The organism is Streptomyces sp. NPDC050264 (genome assembly GCF_040655895.1).
Lineage (GTDB): Bacteria > Actinomycetota > Actinomycetes > Streptomycetales > Streptomycetaceae > Streptomyces.
Window position 1 is genome coordinate 198,728 of sequence record NZ_JBFAKV010000014.1, and the last position, 21,691, is coordinate 220,418.

General features: G+C 69.6%; 19 protein-coding genes and 1 riboswitch. Of the genes, 7 read left to right on the forward strand and 12 right to left on the reverse strand.

What is annotated here, in order from left to right; translation table 11 throughout:
* Nucleotides 1–8 precede the first annotated feature (8 nt).
* Together AB0J02_RS25360 and AB0J02_RS25365 are read right to left on the reverse strand one after the other, a co-directional pair.
* Nucleotides 9–1,004 carry a sugar ABC transporter permease gene (locus tag AB0J02_RS25360; RefSeq protein ID WP_363196039.1) on the reverse strand — a complete coding sequence of 332 codons (996 nt, stop codon included), beginning with the start codon at nucleotides 1,002–1,004 and terminating at the stop codon, nucleotides 9–11.
* A gap of 96 nt (nucleotides 1,005–1,100) precedes the next feature.
* Nucleotides 1,101–2,381 carry an extracellular solute-binding protein gene (locus AB0J02_RS25365; protein WP_363196040.1) on the reverse strand — a complete coding sequence of 427 codons (1,281 nt, stop codon included), beginning with the start codon at nucleotides 2,379–2,381 and terminating at the stop codon, nucleotides 1,101–1,103.
* A 385-nt stretch (nucleotides 2,382–2,766) separates the two neighbouring features.
* On the opposite strand from AB0J02_RS25365, the gene AB0J02_RS25370 reads away from it, so the two are divergent.
* The 6 genes from AB0J02_RS25370 (at nucleotide 2,767) to AB0J02_RS25395 (ending at nucleotide 10,359) form a co-directional block, all read left to right on the forward strand.
* Complete coding sequence (locus AB0J02_RS25370; protein WP_363196041.1) at nucleotides 2,767–3,531, forward strand: GntR family transcriptional regulator; 765 nt, start codon at nucleotides 2,767–2,769, stop codon at nucleotides 3,529–3,531.
* 130 nt (nucleotides 3,532–3,661) lie between these two features.
* Nucleotides 3,662–3,961, forward strand: coding sequence for a DUF3311 domain-containing protein (locus tag AB0J02_RS25375; RefSeq protein WP_363196042.1), 300 nt, complete (start codon nucleotides 3,662–3,664; stop codon nucleotides 3,959–3,961).
* Nucleotides 3,958–5,580: a monocarboxylate uptake permease MctP gene (mctP, locus tag AB0J02_RS25380; protein ID WP_363196043.1), complete on the forward strand. Its 1,623-nt coding sequence runs from the start codon at nucleotides 3,958–3,960 to the stop codon at nucleotides 5,578–5,580. Before AB0J02_RS25375 ends, mctP begins: the two co-directional genes overlap by 4 nt.
* 102 nt (nucleotides 5,581–5,682) lie before the next feature.
* Nucleotides 5,683–6,663 (forward strand): nucleoside hydrolase, encoded by a 981-nt coding sequence (locus AB0J02_RS25385; RefSeq protein ID WP_363196044.1) that lies wholly within the window; start codon nucleotides 5,683–5,685, stop codon nucleotides 6,661–6,663.
* Between the two features lie 57 nt (nucleotides 6,664–6,720).
* Nucleotides 6,721–6,855, forward strand: a riboswitch (cobalamin riboswitch).
* Between the two features lie 118 nt (nucleotides 6,856–6,973).
* Nucleotides 6,974–9,334, forward strand: coding sequence for a ribonucleoside-diphosphate reductase subunit alpha (locus tag AB0J02_RS25390; protein ID WP_363196045.1), 2,361 nt, complete (start codon nucleotides 6,974–6,976; stop codon nucleotides 9,332–9,334).
* A complete protein-coding gene (locus AB0J02_RS25395) occupies nucleotides 9,334–10,359 on the forward strand; it encodes a ribonucleotide-diphosphate reductase subunit beta (protein ID WP_363196046.1) in 1,026 nt (341 codons plus the stop codon). Before AB0J02_RS25390 ends, AB0J02_RS25395 begins: the two co-directional genes overlap by 1 nt.
* Nucleotides 10,360–10,370: 11 nt before the next feature.
* Here the strand turns inward: AB0J02_RS25395 and AB0J02_RS25400 are convergent, their stop codons facing one another.
* On the reverse strand, nucleotides 10,371–10,556 hold the full coding sequence (locus AB0J02_RS25400; protein ID WP_363196047.1) for a hypothetical protein: 186 nt from the start codon (nucleotides 10,554–10,556) through the stop codon (nucleotides 10,371–10,373).
* Nucleotides 10,557–10,650: 94 nt separating this feature from the next.
* Between AB0J02_RS25400 and AB0J02_RS25405 the strand changes: the two genes are divergently transcribed.
* Nucleotides 10,651–11,613: a helix-turn-helix domain-containing protein gene (locus AB0J02_RS25405; RefSeq protein ID WP_363196048.1), complete on the forward strand. Its 963-nt coding sequence runs from the start codon at nucleotides 10,651–10,653 to the stop codon at nucleotides 11,611–11,613.
* 187 nt (nucleotides 11,614–11,800) lie between these two features.
* On the opposite strand, the gene AB0J02_RS25410 is transcribed toward AB0J02_RS25405, so the two are convergent.
* From AB0J02_RS25410 to AB0J02_RS25450, 9 genes are all read right to left on the reverse strand, one after another.
* Entirely contained in the window at nucleotides 11,801–13,171 is a 1,371-nt protein-coding gene (locus tag AB0J02_RS25410) for a cytochrome P450 (protein WP_363196049.1), read from the reverse strand.
* A complete protein-coding gene (locus tag AB0J02_RS25415) occupies nucleotides 13,168–14,205 on the reverse strand; it encodes a multidrug MFS transporter (protein WP_363196050.1) in 1,038 nt (345 codons plus the stop codon). Before AB0J02_RS25415 ends, AB0J02_RS25410 begins: the two co-directional genes overlap by 4 nt.
* Nucleotides 14,206–14,553: 348 nt before the next feature.
* The gene (gene def / locus AB0J02_RS25420) at nucleotides 14,554–15,204 is read right to left on the reverse strand and encodes a peptide deformylase (RefSeq protein ID WP_363196051.1); all 651 of its coding nucleotides are present in this window, start codon (nucleotides 15,202–15,204) and stop codon (nucleotides 14,554–14,556) included.
* Nucleotides 15,205–15,320: 116 nt separating this feature from the next.
* A complete protein-coding gene (locus tag AB0J02_RS25425; protein ID WP_363196052.1) occupies nucleotides 15,321–16,301 on the reverse strand; it encodes a hypothetical protein in 981 nt (326 codons plus the stop codon).
* Between the two features lie 96 nt (nucleotides 16,302–16,397).
* Nucleotides 16,398–17,636: an HD domain-containing protein gene (locus AB0J02_RS25430; RefSeq protein WP_363196053.1), complete on the reverse strand. Its 1,239-nt coding sequence runs from the start codon at nucleotides 17,634–17,636 to the stop codon at nucleotides 16,398–16,400.
* Between the two features lie 59 nt (nucleotides 17,637–17,695).
* A complete protein-coding gene (locus AB0J02_RS25435) occupies nucleotides 17,696–19,030 on the reverse strand; it encodes an HD-GYP domain-containing protein (protein ID WP_363196054.1) in 1,335 nt (444 codons plus the stop codon).
* 175 nt (nucleotides 19,031–19,205) lie between these two features.
* Nucleotides 19,206–19,499: a mycothiol system anti-sigma-R factor gene (rsrA, locus tag AB0J02_RS25440; protein WP_363196055.1), complete on the reverse strand. Its 294-nt coding sequence runs from the start codon at nucleotides 19,497–19,499 to the stop codon at nucleotides 19,206–19,208.
* The gene (gene sigR / locus AB0J02_RS25445; RefSeq protein ID WP_324771196.1) at nucleotides 19,496–20,161 is read right to left on the reverse strand and encodes an RNA polymerase sigma factor SigR; all 666 of its coding nucleotides are present in this window, start codon (nucleotides 20,159–20,161) and stop codon (nucleotides 19,496–19,498) included. The genes rsrA and sigR overlap by 4 nt, the downstream gene beginning before the upstream one ends.
* Nucleotides 20,162–20,404: 243 nt before the next feature.
* The gene (locus AB0J02_RS25450; RefSeq protein WP_363196070.1) at nucleotides 20,405–21,025 is read right to left on the reverse strand and encodes an alpha/beta family hydrolase; all 621 of its coding nucleotides are present in this window, start codon (nucleotides 21,023–21,025) and stop codon (nucleotides 20,405–20,407) included.
* Nucleotides 21,026–21,691 lie beyond the last annotated feature (666 nt).

The following is a 21,691-nucleotide window of genomic DNA, read 5'->3' on the forward strand; positions in this document are numbered from 1 at the left end:
GGGGGCGCTCACTCGACCTCTCCGATCTTGAGCATCTGGCGCATGTAGACGGCGACGACGCCAAGGAGCAGGATCACCGTGAGCAGCGCGATGGCCGAGCCCTGGCTGTAGTCGTTGACCTGGAACGCCCGGTCGTACGAGTAGGTGGTGAGAAGCTGGAACTCGTCCTCGGGGTGGCCGTTGCGCATCACGAACACCTGCGGGAAGACGCCCATGTCCCAGATCACCGAGAGCGTCGCGAGCATCACGATGATGGGCTTGAGGATCGGCAGGGTGACGTAGCGGAAGACCTTCCAGGCGCCGGATCCGTCGAGGCGCGCGGCCTCCTCCAGCTCCTTGGGCACCTGGGTCAGCCCCGCGCTGAGGGTGATGACGACGAAGGGCACGGCGCCCCAGATCACCAGGAGCATGATCACGGCGAGGCCCTGGGGGCCGCTGGCGAACCAGTTGTGGCCGACCATCTCGACGCCGGGCAACTTGCTCAGCAGGGCGTTGAGCACGCCGTAGTCGGAGTCGAAGAGCCACTTGAAGACGGTGGTCGCCACGATGATGGGCATGCCCCAGGTCGCCACCAGGGCGACGTTGATGAGCATCTTCACCCAGCCGGAGACCTTCTGCAGCAGCAGCGCGATCAGCATGCCGATGACCATCGTGAAGATCACCGCGCCGGCGGCGAAGACGATGGTGCGGACGACGACCTGCCAGAACTGGCTGTCGCCGAGGATCGCCGAGAAGTTGTCGAAGCCGACCGACTCGGGGTCCTGGAAGCCCCACAACTGGGACTGGCCGAACTTCTGGAAGGAGAGCGTGACCAGGCGGACCAGCGGGTAACCGAGGACCAGCACGAGGATCAGCAGACACGGCGCGAGCAGCGCCCATGGCGTCGCGGCCGATGCACTCTGCCGCTTCTTGCGTGGCAACTGCGGGGGCACGCCTCCCCGTTCTGGCGACGCTGCCGGCCGCGATGGCGGCGTCTTGGCGGTCGTCGTGTCTGCGGCACTCATCCGCGCACTCCTCAGCGGTCCCTCAGGTTGTGCAAAGCCGGTTGTGCAAAGCCGAACGGGCGGGACCCTGCCCGAAGGCGGGGTCCCGCGCTCAGGTCACTTGGTGTTGATGACCTTGTCGATCTTGGCGTCCGCTTCCTTCGCGGCGTCCGCGACCGACTTCTTGCCGGTGCCGATCGCCTGCAGCATGGTCTGCAGGACCTGGGCCTTCTCGACCTGGCCCCAGCCCGGGGCCATCGGGACGAACCAGTTGGACTCGGCGGCGGTGGCGGGGACCTCCGTCTTGGGGTCCGCCTTCATCGTCGCGAGGTCCGTCTTGTTGTTCGGCAGGTTGCCCTTGGCCATCAGGCCCTTCTGGCCCTTGGCGCCGGTGAAGGCGTTGATCCACTCGCCGGCGACGGCCTGCGCGTCGGACTTCACCGGGACCGCGAGGTCGGAGCCGCCGAGGAAGACCGGCATCGCCTTGCCGGACGGACCCGGCATCACGAAGTTCTCGAGGTTGTCCTTGAGCTTGCCGGTCTTGTCGTTCTTCGGGTCGGCGGAGGTCGCGCCCTCCCAGGCCGCACCGAAGATCATGTTCGACTTGCCCTGGCCGTAGACGATGTAACGGTCGGACTCGTCCTTGGTCTTGTCACCGTGCATGTACTTGTCGATGACGTTCTTGAACTCGGTGAGGCCCTTCTGGGACTCCGGCGAGGAGAGGTTGGACTTCCACTTCCCGCCCTCCTCCTTGGCGATGGAGCCGCCGGCGTCGTAGACGAAGGACATGGCCGCGTACCAGTCGCGCGTCGGCTGGAACCAGGCGTTGAACTTGTCACCCTGCTTCTTCTGGATCTTGTCCAGGTCGCCGGTGAGCTCCTTGTACGTCTTCGGCGTCGCCTTGACCCCGGACGCGGACGCGATGTCCTTGCGCCAGGTCGCGATGCGGCCACCGGCGTAGTACGGCACGCCGTAGGTCTTGCCGTCGTACGTCACCGAGGCCTTGAGGCCGTCGAGCCACTGGTCCGAGTTCTCGAACTTCGCCGTGTCGACGGGAGCCAGGGCGCCCTTGACCATGTAGCTGAGCATCTCGGTGTTGCCCATCTCGACCACGTCCGGCACCTTGTCGGTGGCGAGCACGGCGTCGAGCTTGGCGGGCTTGTCCGGCCAGCCGTAGTACTCGTGGTTGATCTTGATGCCCGGGTGCTTCTTCACGATCGCGGCGTCCGCGGCCTTGACCAGCTCCGGCCAGTTGTTCTGGGCGTCGACCGTCAGCCAGACGGTCAGCTCCTTGGCGTCCGCCCCCGCGTTGCCGGACTTGTCGTCACTGTCGCCACATGCCGCGACCGAGAACATCATGCCCGCGATACCGATAGCCGCTATGAGCTTGCGCTTCACGCCACCCTCCTCAGGGATGCCAGCAACCCCCCTGCCCACCGCGGTGACTTGAGACGAGTACGACCTGTGGGGCTGGGACCTGGTCGTGAATGGTGTAGACCAGTACCGGGAGCTTGGCCCAGACCAATAGAGGTGTCAAGGGTGGCCGAGAAAGGTCTGTGCGTCCGTTATCGGAACGACACCCGCCGGGCGCCACAAGGGTGTTGGGCCGCCCGCGGGACCGCTCCCATCGTCCGGTGCGTGGACTAGACCAGACGGTCACCGGACGGTATAAGAAGGGATCACGGAGCGTACGGGGAGTCCCCCGGAGCGAGCCGTGCCACGATGTGAGCCGTGGCCGATGGGTACGTCGGCCGCATCGGCACAGGAGCCGGGAAGGCGGAGCATGAGCACCGATGTGAGCAGTGCGGAGAACGAGAGCGGGGCGCCCGTCCGTACCGCACGCGTGCCCAAGTACTACCGCCTGAAGAAGCACCTGCTCGACATGACGGAGACCCTGCCGCCGGGCACGCCCGTGCCGCCGGAGCGCACGCTCGCCGCCGAGTTCGACACCTCCCGCACCACCGTCCGCCAGGCGCTGCAGGAGCTGGTCGTCGAGGGCCGCCTGGAGCGCATCCAGGGCAAGGGCACGTTCGTCGCCAAGCCCAAGGTGTCGCAGGCGCTCCAACTCACCTCGTACACCGAGGACATGAGGGCGCAAGGTCTCGAGCCGACCTCGCAGCTGCTCGACATCGGATACGTCACCGCCGACGACACGCTCGCCGGGCTGCTCGACATCACCGCCGGTGGACGCGTGCTGCGCATCGAGCGGCTGCGCCTCGCCAGCGGCGAGCCGATGGCCATCGAGACCACACACCTTTCGGCCAAGCGCTTTCCGGCCCTGCGCCGCTCGCTCGTCAAGTACACGTCCCTCTACACGGCCCTCGCCGAGGTCTACGACGTACGGCTCGCCGAGGCCGAGGAGACCATCGAGACGTCGCTGGCCACGCCGCGCGAAGCCGGCCTGCTCGGCACCGACGTGGGCCTGCCGATGCTGATGCTCTCCCGCCACTCGATCGACGGCTCCGGCCAGCCGGTGGAGTGGGTGCGCTCGGTGTACCGGGGCGACCGGTACAAGTTCGTGGCGCGGCTGAAGCGCCCCCTGGACTGAGCGGTCAGCCATTTCGCTGACGTCCGTTATCCGGACGGGGCTTCCATAGATCAAGACTCTCGCCTAGATTTCCCGCACGTTAAACGTGAGATAAGTGGGACCTGGGCCAGCGAGGGGACGGAGCCGCGAAATGTCCGATGCGCCGAAAAGCGCGCCACAAGGTGCGCAAGAAGTGGGAAGACCGGTGGTGACACCGGTCCGCGTCGTCATCGGACTGTGCCTCGTCGCGCCGTTCGTGGCGATGCTCTGGGTCAGCTCCTACGCCAAGATCGACCCGACCTTCATCGGTATCCCGTTCTTCTACTGGTACCAGATGCTCTGGGTGCTCATCTCGACGGCGCTCACGATGATCGCGTACAAGCTGTGGCAGCGTGACCAGCGCGGCCGCAAGGCATCGGCATCCGCATCGTCCTCGGGGAGCCAGCGATGAACGGCGGCGTCAACGGTGTCGCGCTCACCGTCTTCATCATCTTCTTCGTGGCCGTCACGGTCATGGGCTTCCTCGCCGCGCGCTGGCGCCGGTCCGAGAACGACTCGCTGGACGAATGGGGCCTGGGCGGCCGCTCGTTCGGCACCTGGGTCACCTGGTTCCTGCTCGGTGGCGACCTCTACACGGCGTACACCTTCGTCGCCGTCCCCGCGGCGATCTACGCGGCGGGCGCGTCCGGCTTCTTCGCGGTGCCGTACACGATCCTGGTCTACCCGCTGATCTTCACGTTCCTGCCGCGCCTGTGGTCGGTCTCGCACAAGCACGGGTACGTCACGACGTCGGACTTCGTGCGCGGCCGCTTCGGCTCGAAGGGCCTCTCGCTGGCCGTCGCCATCACCGGCATCCTGGCCACGATGCCGTACATCGCGCTCCAACTGGTCGGCATCCAGGCCGTGCTCGACGTGATGGGCGTCGGCGGCGGCGAGGGCACCAACTGGTTCATCAAGGACCTGCCGCTGCTGATCGCCTTCGGTGTGCTCGCGGCGTACACGTACTCCTCGGGCCTGCGGGCCCCCGCGCTGATCGCGTTCGTCAAGGACGGCCTGATCTACATCGTGATCCTGGTCGCCATCATCTACATCCCGATCAAGCTGGGCGGCTTCGACGACATCTTCGCCGCGGCCGGCAAGAAGTTCGAGCAGCTCAATCCCGCGACAGGGAAACCCGTCGGGGCCCTCGCACCCGGTGAATCGGGCACGTGGACCTACGCGACCCTGGCTCTCGGCTCGGCTCTCGCGCTGTTCATGTACCCGCACTCGATCACGGCGACCCTGTCGTCCAAGAGCCGCAACGTGATCCGCCGCAACACCACGATCCTCCCGCTGTACTCGCTCATGCTGGGCCTGCTCGCGCTGCTCGGGTTCATGGCGATCGCGGCCGGGATCAAGGTGCAGAACGGGCAGTTGGCGATCCCGCAGCTCTTCGAGAACATGTTCCCCGACTGGTTCACGGGTGTCGCCTTCGCCGCCATCGGTATCGGCGCGCTGGTCCCGGCGGCGATCATGTCGATCGCCGCGGCGAACCTCTTCACCCGCAACATCTACAAGGACTTCATCAAGCCCGACGCGACGCCCGCGCAGGAGACCAAGGTCTCCAAGCTCGTGTCGCTGCTCGTGAAGGTCGGCGCGCTCGCCTTCGTCCTGACCATGGACAAGACCGTCGCCATCAACTTCCAGCTGCTCGGCGGCATCTGGATCCTGCAGACCATGCCGGCGCTGGTGGGCGGTCTGTTCACGCGCTGGTTCCACCGGTGGGCGCTGCTCGCCGGCTGGGCGGTCGGCATGGTCTACGGCACGCTCGCCGCGTACGGGGTCGCGTCGCCGACGCAGAAGCACTTCGGCGGCTCCTCGGACGAGATCCCCGGCATCGGGGAGATCGGCTACATCGGTCTGACGGCGTTCGTGATGAACGTGATCGTGACCGTGGTCCTGACCTTCGTCCTGAAGGCCGTGAAGGCTCCGGAGGGCGTCGACGAGACGTCGCCCGCGGACTACACCGCCGACGCCGGCGACAAGGGAGTACAGGTGGAACTGCCCACCGTCGGAGCGGGCGGCCACTAGCGGCCGTCCCCCGCCTCCCGAAGGACGGGCCCCTCCCTTGCGGAGGGGCCCGTCCCTTTATCGTGACCCAGCACCTTTCGCACCACCCGCCCCGGAGGAATCATGACCGCCCCCATCGTGCTCGACAGCGACCCCGGCATAGACGACGCCGTCGCGCTGCAATACCTGCTCGGCACCGGGCTGTGGGACCTCAAGGCCTACACGACCGTCGGCGGCAACGTGCCCGCGACGCAGACCTTCCGCAACGGGCGGGCGCTCGCCCGGGCCTTCGGCATCGACGGCGACATCACCGTGCACCGGGGCGCGGGCCGCCCGCTGACCCGCCTTCCGTACGCGGCCGCCGGCGAGTTCCACGGCTCCACGGGACTCGGCGCCGAGCGACTGCCCGACTCGGCCGTGCCCGAGCACACCGAGTCCTCGGCGCAGGCGCTGCTCCGGCTCTCGCGCGAGTACGAGGGCGAGCTGACGGTGTGCGCGACGGGCCCGCTCACCAATGTGGCGCTCGCCCTGAGCGAGGACCCCGACTTCGCCCGGCGTGTGAAGCGGCTCGTCTTCATGGGCGGGGCGGCCGAGATACCCGGGAACATCACGCCCGTCGCCGAGTTCAACGCGTGGGCGGACCCCGACGCGGCGGACCTCGTCGTCTCCTCCGGCATTCCGTACACGATGGTCGGGCTCGACGCGACGCACGGCTGGCGGTTCGGGCCCGCGGAGCTGGCGACGCTGGAGGCGGCCGGTCCCGGCATGGAGCTGACCGCACGGCTGATGCGCTTCTACCTCGGCGCCTACGAGGAGGCCGGAGGCTCCCCCCTGCACGACCCGCTCGCCGTCGGCGTGTGCGCGGACGAGTCGTTCATCACGGCGGCCGAGGGCACCGTCGTGGTGGAGTGCGCGAGCGAACTCACCCGCGGCAAGACGGTGTTCATCCCCTACGACTCCGATTACCCCCGCGAGTACTACACGGAGTCGCCCCTGGTGAACGCCCGCGCCAAGCATCGCGGCCGGGTCGCCCTGGGCACCGGCCCGCGTAACTTCACAGAGGATTTCGTGGCCACGCTGCTGAAGCGGCCCGCGGCCGTGTGACTCCCACCGTGGGGCCCGGTCGACACAAGATGTGGGCCTGCCGCGATGGCCCGGCACAACATGTATGCTCGCTCTCGCTGCAGCCGCAGGGGAATCCGGTGCAAATCCGGAACTGTCCCGCAACGGTGAACGTATGCGCCCAAAGTGGCGCCCGCGTGAGTCCGACGACCTGCCGCAGCACACCCGGGCCGTCCGGCCCGGGTGTCGACGACGTCCGGGCCTCGCGGAATGGGCCGGTGACGACGGCGCCCCGTGCGCGCCGGAGCCACTCCTTCCCGCAGGCCCCGAGCCGAGCGAGGGAGAGCCCCACGTGACCATCGCGCCGCCCGCCGAACCGGTCTCAGCCGCACCGCAAGACGCTCCGGGCACCGCGCTGCTGCGCACCCTGACCGAGCTGACCGCCGACCTCCGGGGCGCCGACCCCGGCCGGGTGGCCGCCGCAGCGCTGCGCGGCCGCAGCGCCCGCGCCGACGAGGCCGAGCTGCGCGAACTCGCCACCGAGGCCGCGGCCGGGCTGATCTCCGAGGACCCGGTCTACTCCCGGCTCGCCGCCCGGCTCCTCACGCTCTCCATCGCCGCCGAGGCCGCCTCGCAGGGCGTGACCTCCTTCACCGGGTCCGTCGCCGTCGGCCACCGCGAGGGCCTGATCGCCGACCGCACCGCGGAGTTCGTCCGCGTACACGCCGCGCGCCTCGACGCGCTCATCGACACCGCGGCCGACGACCGCTTCGGCTACTTCGGTCTGCGCACCCTGCACAGCCGCTACCTGCTGCGCCACCCGATCACCCGCGCGGTCATCGAGACCCCGCAGCACTTCATGCTGCGCGTCGCGTCGGGTCTCGCGGAGGACGACAGCGCCCGCGCCGTCGACGAGGTCAGCGCGCTGTACGGCCTGATGAGCCGCCTGGACTACCTGCCCTCCTCCCCCACCCTCTTCAACTCGGGCACCCGGCACCCGCAGATGTCGAGCTGCTACCTCCTCGACTCCCCGCTGGACGAGCTCGACTCGATCTACGACCGCTACCACCAGGTGGCCCGGCTCTCCAAGCACGCCGGCGGCATCGGACTCTCGTACTCCCGCATCCGCAGCCGGGGTTCGCTGATCCGCGGGACGAACGGGCACTCCAACGGCATCGTGCCGTTCCTGAAGACCCTGGACGCGTCGGTCGCCGCCGTGAACCAGGGCGGCCGCCGCAAGGGCGCCGCCGCCGTCTACCTGGAGACGTGGCACTCCGACATCGAGGAGTTCCTGGAGCTGCGCGACAACACCGGCGAGGACGCGCGCCGCACCCACAACCTGAACCTCGCGCACTGGATCCCCGACGAGTTCATGCGCCGGGTCGCCGAGGGCGCCGACTGGTCGCTGTTCTCGCCGGCCGACGTGCCGGAGTTCGTGGACCTGTGGGGCGCGGAGTTCGAGGCCGCGTACAAGAAGGCGGAGGCCGACGGGAAGGCCCTGAAGACCATCCCCGCCCGTGACCTGTACGGCCGCATGATGCGCACGCTCGCACAGACCGGCAACGGCTGGCTGACGTTCAAGGACGCCGCGAACCGCACCGCCAACCAGACGGCGGAGCCCGGCCACACCGTCCACTCCTCGAACCTGTGCACCGAGATCCTGGAGGTGACGGACGACGGCGAGACCGCCGTCTGCAACCTGGGCTCGGTCAACCTCGGCGCCCTCGTGGACACGGCCGCCGGCGACATCGACTGGGAGCGGCTCGACGAGACCGTCCGCACCGCCGTCACGTTCCTGGACCGCGTCGTCGACATCAACTTCTACCCGACCGAACAGGCGGGCCGCTCCAACGCCCGTTGGCGGCCGGTCGGCCTCGGCGCGATGGGCCTGCAGGACGTCTTCTTCAAGCTGCGCCTGCCCTTCGACTCGCCGCAAGCCAGGGCGCTCTCGACGCGGATCCAGGAGCGCATCATGCTCGCCGCGTACGAGGCCTCGGCGGACCTCGCCGAGCGCAACGGCCCGCTGCCCGCCTGGGAGAAGACCCGCACCGCGCGCGGCGTCCTGCACCCCGACCACTACGCCGACGCCCAGCTGACCTGGCCGGAGCGGTGGGCCGCGCTGCGGGAACGTATCGCCGCCGTCGGCATGCGCAACTCGCTGCTCCTCGCCATCGCGCCCACCGCGACGATCGCCTCGATCGCGGGCGTCTACGAGTGCATCGAGCCGCAGGTCTCCAACCTGTTCAAGCGCGAGACGCTGTCGGGCGAGTTCCTCCAGGTCAACGCGTACCTGGTCGACGAGCTCAAGCGGCTCGGCGTGTGGGACGCGCAGACCCGGGAGGCGCTGCGCGAGTCCAACGGCTCGGTGCAGGGCTTCACCTGGATCCCGGACGACGTCCGTGACCTCTACCGCACCGCGTGGGAGATCCCGCAGCGCGGCCTCATCGACATGGCGGCGGCGCGCACCCCGTTCCTCGACCAGGCCCAGTCCCTCAACCTGTTCCTGGAGACGCCGACCATCGGCAAGCTCTCCTCGATGTACGCGTACGCCTGGAAGTCGGGCCTGAAGACGACGTACTACCTGCGTTCGCGCCCCGCGACGCGCATCGCCCGCGCGGCGGGCCGCTCCACCGTCCCCGTACAGACCGTGCCCGAGACCGACGCGGTCGCCTGCTCCCTGGAAAACCCCGAGTCCTGCGAGGCCTGCCAGTAATGTCCGACACCACCCCCGCCACCGGGAAGAACCTCCTCGACCCGGGCTTCGAACTGACCCTGCGCCCCATGCGCTACCCGGACTTCTACGAGCGCTACCGGGACGCCATCAAGAACACCTGGACCGTCGAGGAGGTCGACCTCCACTCGGACGTCACCGACCTCGCGAAGCTGTCGCCGGGCGAGCAGCACATGATCGGCCGGCTTGTCGCGTTCTTCGCGACGGGCGACTCGATCGTCTCGAACAACCTGGTGCTCACGCTCTACAAGCACATCAACTCCCCCGAGGCGCGGCTCTACTTGAGCCGCCAGCTCTTCGAGGAGGCCGTGCACGTCCAGTTCTATCTGACGCTGCTCGACACCTATCTGCCCGACCCGGAGGACCGCGCGGCGGCCTTCGACGCGGTCGAGGAGATCCCCTCCATCCGCGAGAAGGCCGAGTTCTGCTTCAAATGGATGGACTCGGTCGAGAAGCTCGACCGCCTGGAGACCCAGGCGGACCGCCGCCGCTTCCTGCTCAACCTGATCTGCTTCGCGGCGTGCATCGAGGGCCTGTTCTTCTACGGCGCCTTCGCCTACGTGTACTGGTTCCGCTCGCGGGGCCTGCTGCACGGCCTGGCGACCGGCACCAACTGGGTCTTCCGTGACGAGACGATGCACATGAGCTTCGCCTTCGACGTGGTCGACACGGTGCGCAAGGAGGAGCCCGAGCTCTTCGACGACGCGCTGCAGCAGCAGGTCACCGACATGCTGCGGGAGGCGGTCGAGGCCGAGCTGCAGTTCGGGCGCGACCTGTGCGGGGAGGGGCTGCCGGGCATGAACACCGACTCGATGCGGCAGTACCTGGAGTGCGTCGCCGACCAGCGCCTGCAGCGGCTCGGCTTCGCGCCCGTATACGGCTCCGAGAACCCCTTCTCCTTCATGGAGCTGCAGGGCGTCCAGGAGCTGACCAACTTCTTCGAGCGGCGGCCCTCGGCGTACCAGGTCGCGGTCGAGGGCTCGGTCGGCTTCGACGAGGACTTCTAGGACGACGAGTCCTAGGCGACCTTGGTGAACTCGGCGCGGCGGGACCGGAGTTCCGTGTCCTGCCGTGCCTGCCGTGCCTGCTCCGCCCGCCGGATCTGCCGGTCGACGCGGCGGTCGTGCGCGGCTCCGTACAGGGACGGGGCGGTCAGGAGAAGGAAGACGAAGAGGACGGTGAGGTAGTTCATCGCTGCGTTCATGTCCTCTACTCTCCCGCCGCCCGGCCCCGCCCGGCAGTGGCAGTCCTGTCACTGACCCTCGAATTACTGCCAGTTCTGCGGCACACTGGCGGACATGCTGAAGAACGTGGCCGCAGTGCTGCTCGACGGTGTGCACCCCTTCGAACTCGGCGTCGTCTGCGAGGTGTTCGGCCTCGACCGGGGCGACTCGGGCCTGCCGGTGTACGACTTCGCGGTCGCCTCCGTGGAGGGCCCCTCGCTCACCACCCACGTGCCAGGTATGACGGTCTCCACCCCGTACGGCCTGGAACGTCTGGAGGAGGCCGACCTCATCACGATCCCCTCGGCGGGGCGACGGTTCGACAGCTACCCGCCGGAGCTGCTCGACGCGCTGCGCCGGGCGGTAGACCGGGGCGCGCGCGTACTCAGCCTGTGCGCGGGGGTGTTCGTGCTCGGCGAGGCCGGGCTGCTGGACGGCCGCCGGACCGCGGTCCACTGGCGGTACGCGCGCGATCTCGCCGTCAGATATCCGCGCACCCGGGTCGACCCCGATGTCCTGTACGTCGACGAGGGCCCGGTCATCACCTCCGCGGGCACGGCCGCGGGCATCGACGCGTGCCTGCACATCGTGCGCACCGAGCACGGCGCCGAGGTGGCCAACGCGATAGCCCGCCGCATGGTCGTGCCGCCGCACCGCGACGGCGGCCAGGCCCAGTACGTGGAGCGACCGCTGCCGGCGACGCGCTGCGACACCGTCGGCGGTGTCCTGGCATGGATGGAGCGGCACCTGGACGCGCCGGTGACCGTGGAGGAACTCGCGGCGCGGGCGCACATGTCACCGCGCACGTTCGCGCGCCGCTTCCAGCAGGAGACCGGCACGACGCCGTACCGCTGGCTTCTGCGCCAACGCGTGCTGTTCGCCCAGGAGTTGCTGGAGGGCACCGACGAGACGGTGGACGCGATCGCCTACCGCGCGGGGTTCGGCAACGCGCCGGCGATGCGCCACCAGTTCATGAAGGCGCTGGGCACCACACCCAACGCCTTCCGCAGGACTTTCCGGGTACGGCTGGCCGGCTAGGGCCCTTCCGACGGATCTCCGTGGGAGAAGGAGCGGCGTTCGGTGCGTGCCCTCGGTGTGCGGTGCGAAGGGTCATGTGGCGGAGCCGCCTGTCCCTTCGCCCCGTGCGGCGAGGGTGCGTGCCGGGCGACGCGACGCCGCGGAGATCCGTCGGAAGGACCCTAGGACGCCCGTCCCGCCCTCGGCCTCAGTCGCGCGCTTCCACCCGCAGCAGGGCGCGCCTCGGCTGGAGCGTGATCCCGATCCGCGCGGAGCCGTCCGTCTCCGGGGTCGGCACCAGTCGCCACCTGGACACGACCGTACCCAGGATCACCGCCAGTTCGGCCATGCTGAAGTGGTCGCCGGGGCACTTGCGGTTGCCGACGCTGAACGGCGCGTGCGCCGCCGGCGTGACGTCCGCGGCGCGCTCGGGCAGCCAGCGGTCGGGGTCGAACGCCAGATGGTCGGTGAACGCGCGCGGGTCGCGCTGCATCGCCAGCGGACTGTAGACGATGTCCGAACCGGCCGGAATGCGATAGCCGCCGAGTGTCGTGTCGACCGCGGCAAGTCGCGTCAATATCCAGACAGCGGGCCGAATCCGCATCGACTCGGTGAGCAGATTCCGCATATATGCGAGTTCTTTGACGTCACCGAAAGCGACCGGCCGACCATCCGTCACGGATACCACCTCCGTGTGCAACCGCCTTTCCTCTTCGGGGTGTTCGGCGAGAAGCTGGAAGACCCACGTCAGGGTCTTCGCGACATTTTCGGCCCCGGCCACGACGAGGGACACGACTTGGTCGTGCACCTCCTGTTCGTTGACGGTTTCACCATTCTCGTCGCGGTCGTCGAGCAATGTCGCGAGAAGGTCGTCCGGATTGCTTCCCGAGGCCCTTCGCTCGGCCACGATCTCGTCGACGAGACGATGCAAATCGGCCAACGCGCTCCCGAATCGCCGATTGGCCGGTGACGGCAGCCGGTACAGCGGGCCGAAGGACAGGATCATCCTTCGGTACAGCCCCTCGAACACGGTGTGCAGCGCCGCGCTCAGCCGGTCGGCCCGCTCGTCGGCGGACTCGACCTGGAGCACGGAGCGGGCCACGATCCGGGTGGCCGTGCGGAACACCTCGGCCGCGATGTCGACGGTCTGCCCGTCGCTCCACCGCGCGGCCATCGCCCGCGCCTCCTCCTCCATCACCGTCGCGTACTCGTGGATCTTGTCCATCCTGAACGCGGGCTGGATGGCCCGGCGCTGGCGCCGGTGCAGCGGCCCGTTGCTGGTCGCCACACCCTTGCCGAGCAGCACACCCATCGTGTCCCAGAGCGGGCCTCCGACGATGAAGTCCGGGCTCTTGAGCAGGGTGGCCAGCAGTTCGGGGTCACAGACCGCGTAGGCCGTTTTCGGACCCAGCCTCAGCCGGACGATGTCGCCGCCGTCCCGCAGCCGCGGGAGGAAGCCGAGCGGGTCGCGCAGCAGGTTCCAGGCGTGGCCCAGCAGCGGCACGCCTCCGGGGGCGAGCGGCGGCTGCTCCTGGTCCGTGCCGGGTGCCGGGGCCGGCAGGGTCGATTCCACGGTCATGCGCACTCACCTACCTGGTCCGTCTGTTCGGTCGTCTGGTCGTCGGTGATGTAGGGAGGCGTCGCCCGGTCGTCCCAGCTGTCCACCGCGTAGCGCCCGGACTCGTGGTGGAACCAGTACACGGAACTGAACCAGTTCCGCATATTGCCCACGCACGACCTGAGGGCCTGCGCGAGTTCCTCTCCGTGCGGGCCGACATTTTCCGTGGCGACCGCGAGCTGTTCCACCTCCGCCTCCGCGGCGAGGAAATCCTCGATGGTTCCCTCGACCCTTCGGCGGACTTCCGCTATTGCTTCTCTGAGAGAAAAGCCTTCGTGCTTGATGAGGCTGATCCCGAGATTGTGCAATTCGTCGCCCGCGAGTTCCTTGGGCAATGAGCACAGATCGTTGTACCAGGCCGCGAAATCCTGGCAGGCGAGCGCCGCACGCGCGAATGCCTCGTTCTTCCGCACCCATGCGGGGAGTTCGTGCTGGGCGGTCAGCTCCAGCAGGTCGAGCCATATCCAGTGCGCGAACGTATTCCTGCGCAGCGCTATGTACTCGTCGACGGACGGGATTTTCCCCGTCATACGGTTGCGGAACTCCTCGTCGTACGCGTCGATCACCACGTGGAAGTGGCGGGCGAACCGGGCGTTCCACGTCCGGCTCAGCGAGCCGTAGAGCCGGTCGACGCTCTCCGCGAAGCCCGCGACCAGTGGATCCTTGTGGTCCAGGTGGAGCTCTGGGGCCTCTGTGGCCGCGTGCAGCTGGACGGCGAGCCGCCGCCAGCCGGCCGCCCTTCCGTGGATCACGTCGCGGTCATGCCGGTCGTCCCAGACGAAAAACCATGCGCTGTAGTCGCAAATCGCGGCCAGCACGTCGTTGGGGGCCCCAATGTAGTAGCCCGCCATCAAGTCCGTGTAGCACAGTCCATCGGCATATTTCTCCACCCTGTCCGGGGACATCAGGCGTTTTTCGAGCAGCCAGGAGCGCGTCTTCTCCTGGAGCTCCGGCCAATAGGGATGCAGATTGCGAGGAAACGCGTCCTCGATCACCGGAAGCGCCAGCGCCGGTGGGACCGCTGTGTGTGGATAAGCAGGCACGAACAAACCCCTCTCTGCCGCCTGATGACGTACGCCCTCATGTAGTGCCGGGCGCGCGCCGTTGCGTATCCCCGCGCTTTCTATTCAGCACTACAACTGACCGTTCTGGGAACGGATTTGCTCCCCTCACTACCCCTGGCCGCCGGAATCGTCCCCTTACATGACTGAATATGGTTCACGCGCGGCCGGTCCTGTTCGCACACATGGGCGTACGCGGATATGCGCGGGCACATGCCAGCGGCGCCTGGCCGGAAACATCCGGACCAGGCGCCGCTCTGACGTTCAACTGCCCCAGGGGGCTCAGTCGTTGGGGACCACGGGGTAGCGCGGCGTGCCCTCTTCCATCTGCTTCAAGGCACCCTTGCGCTCACGCTTCGACAACCGGTCGATGTACAGGTAGCCGTACAGGTGGTCCGTCTCGTGCTGCAGGCAGCGCGCGAAGTACCCGGTGCCGCGCACGGTGATCGGGTTGCCCTTCTCGTCCTGTCCGGTGACCACCGCGTAGTCGGGGCGGGCGAGTTCGGCGTACGCCGTCGGCACGGACAGGCAGCCCTCGTTCGAGTCGTCGAGCCGGCGCTGGTCCGCGGGCAGCTCACGCAGGACCGGGTTGCAGACGACGCCGGTGTGGCGCGCGCCCTCGTCGTCCGGGCAGTCGTAGACGAAGACCTTGCGGTCGACGCCGATCTGGTTGGCGGCGAGGCCGACACCCTCGGCAGCGCGCTGGCTGGCGAACATGTCGTCGACGAGCGCGGCCAGCTCCTCGTCGAACTCGGTCACGTCCTTGCACTCCTTGTGCAGGACGGGGTTGCCCACGACGGTGATCGGCCGCGACGTCCCGCGCTCCCGGTAGGCCGCCTCACGCGCCTCGCAGTCCTCGGTGTCGACGACGAACCCCTCGTCGTCCACGGGGAGCACGCCCGCGTGCTGCTGATCGGTGTCCTGCTGGGCCATGACCGAGATGAGCCTTCCTGGGAAACGGGGCAACTGCTAACAGGGTACGGGGACGTCAGGAGCACCCCGCCAGGAGCGCCCCGTCAGCGGCTCCGCCGCGGGCGACCGTCACCCGCCTAACAAACCTCTTCAAGGTCCCGCCAGTCCCGGGAATCAGGGCTGTCGGCGACCCACCCGTCCAGCAGCCCCCGGACCAGCGAGGCCGGCGCGGCCACCCCGCACTCCCGCTCCGGCACCCACAGCTGCCCGTCCGTCCGGTGCCCCAGCGGACCGGGATGCCCCGGCTCACTGTGATCGTGCGGATCGAGATGCTCCCCGTCACCCTCGTCGGACGGCATCCGCGACTCGGAGCACATCCGGCACAGCAGCCGCACCGACGACGACCAGTCCTCGGCGGCGAACCCGGCATCGGCCGCGAGCCGCTCCAGAGCGTCCCGGTCGGACTCGGTGGCGGCTTCGAGGAGCACCACCCAGGTCGGCACCGGCGACGGCGCCCACAGCTCGATCTCGTCGAAGACCGGGTAGGAGTTCCCGACCGCGGTCGTCCGCTCCCCGTGCGGCACCCCGTCGTGCAGTACGACCTCGCCCCAGCGCCGGCCGGAGGAGGGCAGCGGGATCGACAGCACCTCGATGCGCGCCGGGTCGAGCCTGCGCCCCCAGACGACCTCGGCCTCGCCCTCCGGGGAGAGCCGCACCGCGGCGCTGCCCAGATCCATCCCGGTCGGCTCGCCGGCCGTCGTGGCACCGCCCGGCACCTTGAGCCCGTACGCCTGCCAGGCCCGCCGGGCCAGCGGCCAGTCCTGCAGCGCGGTGGCGGCGATCCCCACGTTCCACCAGTCCGGGGCGCCGGTCTCCCGGTCGAGCAGCGCGACGGCGCGCAGCCCCGCGGCGCGCGCCTGCTCCCAGTCGTGCCGGAACTTGTGCAGCAGCGCGAGGTTGAACCAGGACTCCGAGAGCCAGGGTTCCAGGTCGGCGGCGCGGGTGAGCAGCGCTCCCGCGTCCTCGTACCGACCGTCCCCGATCAGGGTGAACGCACGATCCGTGGCCTGCCGCCAGGAGGCGGAGGGCCGGTGCCGTCCCTTGCCGAAGATCCTCACGATTCCCGCCTGCCGATACTCGAGGCCCGTGCCCCCGGACACCCTCTTCTTCGCATCCAACCACGTACGGTCGGACGCCCGCTCATTACCCATGGGTTACCCAGCCGACCCTAGGCTCAGACCGGGGTGCGCGACCACCCTGGCCAGCGCCTCGACGACCTCGGGCTGGTAGTCGCGGCCGGTGCCCAGACGCAGCCGTTCCAGGGCCGCGAGCGGTCCCTGGGGGCCCTCTTCCCTGGCCATCTCGTCGTACGCGTTCGCTGTCCGCACAATCCGCGCGGTGAGCGGCTGTTCCCGGTACGGGTCGGCCTGCCGCTCGACCACCACGGCGACCTGGGCGTCCACCCCCGTCTGCCGTACGACGGCGCCGCCGAGCAGGGCGATGCGCCGCTGCTGGGCGGTGGGCAGCGCCGCCGTCGCGCCCTGGGCGACCGGGTCGACGAGCGAGAGCTGCCCGATGTCGTGCATCAGCGCCGCGTACTCCAGAACGGTCAGATCCGGCTCGGAGAGCCCCAGGTCCCGGCCGATCGAACGGCTCAGCGCCGCCACCCGCAGCGCGTGCCCGTGCGGGGTGTAACCGGCGATCTCGGTGGCGCGGGCCAGCGAGGCGATGGTCTGCCGGTAGGTGGCCCGCACGGCGGCGTACCGCCGGAAGGCCAGTTGGGTGAGGAGCAGCGGCAGGCTGATGACGGGCAGCGCCCACAGCCCGGCCACGGCGACGGCGAGCGCCATGACGGCCCCGGTCGCGCAGACCGCGGAGCCGATCCCGAGCATCGCCCGCAGCTCGTCGCGGAGCAGCGGGCCGAACGGCCAGCGGGTACGGGCGTGCGCCATGACGGCGGCGAGCACGGCGTCGCACAGCGCGGTGAGCGCGAGCAGTCCGGCGACGAGCAGCGCGTAGGACGCCCCGTCGCCGAACCATTGCGCCAACTTCCCCTGGTTGTAGAGCGGCTGGAAGAGGACGGCGGCGAAGGAGACCGTCAGCACCCGGCGCACCATGTGGTCGAGCGGGGGTCCCTTGCCGCGGGCCACATGCGGGACGCACCCGATGAGCGCGCCCGCGACGGTGACCGAGACGACCTGCCCCACACCGTGCTGGGTGGGGTGCCCGGCCATCTCGCCGAGCAGCGCGTAGGCGAGCGCCCCCGCGGCGCCCAGCGGCGCGGGCTCCCGGTCCCCGCTGCCGCCCCAGCGGGCCAGTTCTCCCACGACGACGAGCAGCCCGAAGGCGAGCGCGACCCCGCGGTCGTCGAGCCCGTGCCGTGCCGTGTCGCCGAGAGCGAGGACGGTGGCCGCGCCGGCGACGACGTAGACGAGGAGCACGACAGCGGGCATCCGCGCCGCCGTTCCCGGCCCCGCGACGGCGGGTGCCGGTGGGTCGGGCGCCCAGCCCGTCACCGGGAGGCCGCCCCCGGAACGGCCGCCACGCCTTGCGGGCGGGCGACGGGGACGACAGCCTCGTCGGCGGTGACCACGGGGTGCCAGCCGTCCCGCCCGAGGACCCGGGCCAGCGCCGTCACCATCGCCGGGTCGAACTGCGACCCGGCGCACCGCTCCAGCTCCGCGAGGGCCACCTCGACCGGCCGGGCCCGCGAGTACGTACGGGTGGACGTCATGGCGTCGAAGGCGTCCGCCACCGCGACCACACGCGCGAACTCGGGGATCTGCGCCCCCGAGAGCCCGTAGGGATATCCGCTCCCGTCCAGCCGCTCGTGGTGGTGGAGGATCGCCGCGCGGGCCTCGCCGAGGAAGCCGATCCCGCGGACCATCTCGTGCCCGTACTCGGGGTGCAGCTGGATGATCTCGCGCTCCTCGGGTGTGAGGGGGCCGTCCTTCCTCAACAGCCGTGTCGGCACCCCGAGTTTGCCCACGTCGTGCAGGATCCCGGCGAACCGCAGGACCTCCACCCGCTCGTCGGCCATCCCCAGCTCCCGGGCGATCATCATGGAGGCCTGTCCGACCCGCTCGCTGTGCCCGCGCGTGTACCCGTCCTTGATGTCGACGGCCTGGACGAGGGCCCGGATGGTCGCCTGGTGGGCGGCCCGCTCCCGCTGGTACTGGGCGAACACCCAGCACGAGATGTACATCGGCAACAGCACGAGCAGCGAGGCGACGGGCCCGTACGTACTCGTCCACAGGACCGCCATCAGCAGCCCCGCGAGCCCGTGCACGGCCACCGGCGCCAGTGACCGCACGAAGAGGCCGCGCCAGGCGGTCCGCAGCGGCACGCGCTCGGCGACGGCGAGGATGCCGCCGTCGAGGACGGTGAGAACGGCGCAGAAGGCGAGCACGGCGGCGGCCGCGGGCACGAGCGCGTACGGGAGACGGGCCCCGGAGACGGCGGCCGAGCCGCCGAGGGCGCCGAAGACCCGCGCGGCCGCCCAGATGCCGAGACCGAGCTGGGCCGCCCGCCACAGCCTCCGCAGCCCCGCGGGCCGCTGTTCGACGCGGGCGAGCAGCGCGCCGGGCACGGCGACGAGCGCGGCGACCGCGGGCGGCAGCAGAAACGCTCCTGCAAGGAGTACGGGAAAGAAGGTCCCCATGCCCTTGGGAGCACGCCGGCCGACGATCCGGCAGCGGCCGACCTGCTCGCAGCCCGCGTACACGCACGCGAGCAGCGCCACCGCGGGCCATGAGGTGTCCGGCGACACCGCGGGCGCGGCGCACACAAGGGCGCCGCCGACCGTCAGGAGTACATAGACCCAGGCCACCGGCGGTACCGACCGCATGCCCGACTCCCTCCCCGTGGCGTTCAGTTCACGGAGAATAGGACGCGGTCCGCGCCGTCCGGGCGGCATCACGGGGATTGCCGGGGCGCAAGGCCCCGGATTAGCACGATCGGGTGAACCGGGCGGCGAACTCCCGCGTAACGTCCGGGAGTTGCCCGCAGGCCGCGACGGCGCCTCAGGCGAGAGGCGAAGTGCCCTCGTCGGGCGTGGCCTGGCCGGAACGGATCAGATCGATCCGCCCCATGACCTTGGCCCGCAGATCGGTCGGCACGTCGTCATGCCCGCAGCAGCGCTTGACCAGCTTCTTCACGGCCTGCTCAAGGCCGTACTTCTCCAGGCACGGGGAGCACTCCTCGAAGTGCACCTCGAACTTGGTGCAGTCGGAGTCCGGCATCTCATGATCAAGAAACTCATAGAGATGGTCGAGGACCTCACTGCAGTCCGTCTCGTGCGGCTCTCCGCAGCTCATGAGCCCGAGCCTTTCGCTTCGTTCGACTCTCCGGCGCCGGCCGGGACGAGCCCGCGGTCACGGGCGTAGTCCTCGAGCATGCCGCGCAGCTGGCGACGGCCCCTGTGCAGCCGGGACATCACCGTACCGATGGGTGTTCCCATGATGTCCGCGATCTCCTTGTACGCAAAGCCCTCTACGTCGGCGAGGTAGACCGCGATGCGGAATTCCTCGGGGATCGCCTGGAGCGCACGCTTCACGTCCGAATCGGGCAGGTGGTCGAGCGCCTGCGACTCGGCGGAGCGCAGACCGGTCGACATGTGCGACTCGGCGCGCGCCAGCTGCCAGTCCTCGATCTCCTCGGCGGCACTGCGCTGGGGCTCGCGCTGCTTCTTGCGGTACGAGTTGATGAAGGTGTTCGTCAGAATGCGGTACAGCCACGCCTTGAGGTTGGTCCCCTCGCGGAACTGGTGGAAGGACGCGTACGCCTTCGCATACGTCTCCTGCACCAGATCCTCGGCGTCGGCCGGGTTGCGCGTCATGCGCAGCGCGGCGGAGTACATCTGGTCGAGGAACTCCAGAGCGTCCCGCTCGAAGCGCGCGCTGCGCTCCGCGGCGCTCTCCGGGCGCTCGTCCGCCTGGCCGTGTTCGGTCCCTGCGTCGGTCCCTGTGACCGGACCCACCTCCTCCAACGACGTCGCGGGACCCAAAGAGATCCCACTCGAATCGGAGGATAGACGACGATCCGGTCCGCCCGCCGCCCGAATAGGAGCGGTCTTGGCCGCGCTCAGCACGCTCCACTCCAGGTCAGGAGTGGTGGCGCGGCTCGGGCAGATGGTCGAACCCATGCGGCGGACTTCCTCTCGTACGAACTGTGTCACCGACGTTTGGCTCAACAGTCGCCCCGCACTCAACATTCCCGCCCGCTAGCCGAGTGACCGAGTCCACGCAACCACGGCATCCGTGATGACGCCGAGGGTCTCCTCCTGCCCGATCCCGGCGCGCTTCGGAACAGCGAACCCATGGTCCCCGTAAGGAACTTCGACGAGTTCGTACGCGCCGCCCGCCGGGAACTCGGCCGGCTTGCCGAACGGATCGTTGCCGCCCTGGACAACCAGCGTGGGCACCCCCGCGCCCAGCAGCTCGTCGGCGCGCGACTTCTCCGGCTTACCGGGCGGATGCAGCGGGAAACTGAGCGCGAGCACGGCGGCGGCGCCCAGCTCCTTCGCCGTCCGGCAGGCGACGCGGGCCCCTGCGCTTCTGCCGCCGGCGACGACGGGCAGCCCGGGCCCGGTCAGCGCGGGCCAGACGCCGCGCCACCCGGCATCCAGCGTCTTCGGAGCGGGCGCCACCTTCTTTCCGGCGACCCGCCAGGGCTGCTCCACGAGGGCCACGGTCACTCCGTGCCCGGGCAGCACGCGCCCCAGAGCCTGCAGATCCCTCGCCTCGATCCCCCCACCCGCACCGTGACTCACCGCCAGGACCAGCCGGGGCTGCTCTGCGGGGCACCAGGTGACGCGGGCGTCGCCGATATCGGTAGGCACGATGACATTCACCCGCTCATGTTGCCCCACGCCCGCGGGGCGGGGCGGCGAAGCCGGCCGACAGGGATGGCGCGGCGTCACCCGACGGCGCTGCACCCGAACCGGACGTCCCACGCACTCGCGGCCGCAATACGACGGGAGGGGACGTGGCGGGGTGCCCCCGCAGGACACCGCAGGCACTTCGCGCAGGATGACCCGCCTACGGCGTACAAGAGACGACGAGACCGATCCGGCCGAGGAGGTACCCCGCCACGGCCCCGCCCCACGACACAACACGGCGAGCACGTGACGAGGCGCACCGCAAGGCATCACGGGAACGACCCGCCGGACGACTCGCCTACGGCGTACAAGAAACGACGACACCGATCCGGCCGAGGAGGTACCCCGCCACAGCCCCCGCCCCACGACACAACACGGCGAGCACGTGACCAGGCGCACCGCAAGGCATCACGGGAACGACCCGCCGGACGACTCGCCTACGGCGTACAAGAAACGACGACACCGATCCGGCCGAGGAGGTACCCCGCCACAGCCCCCGCCCCACGACACAACACGGCGAGCACGTGACCAGGCGCACCGCAGGACACCGCAAGAACGACACGCCGGACGACCCGCCTACGGCATACAACAAACGACGACACCGATCCGGCCAAGGAGGTACCCCGCCAC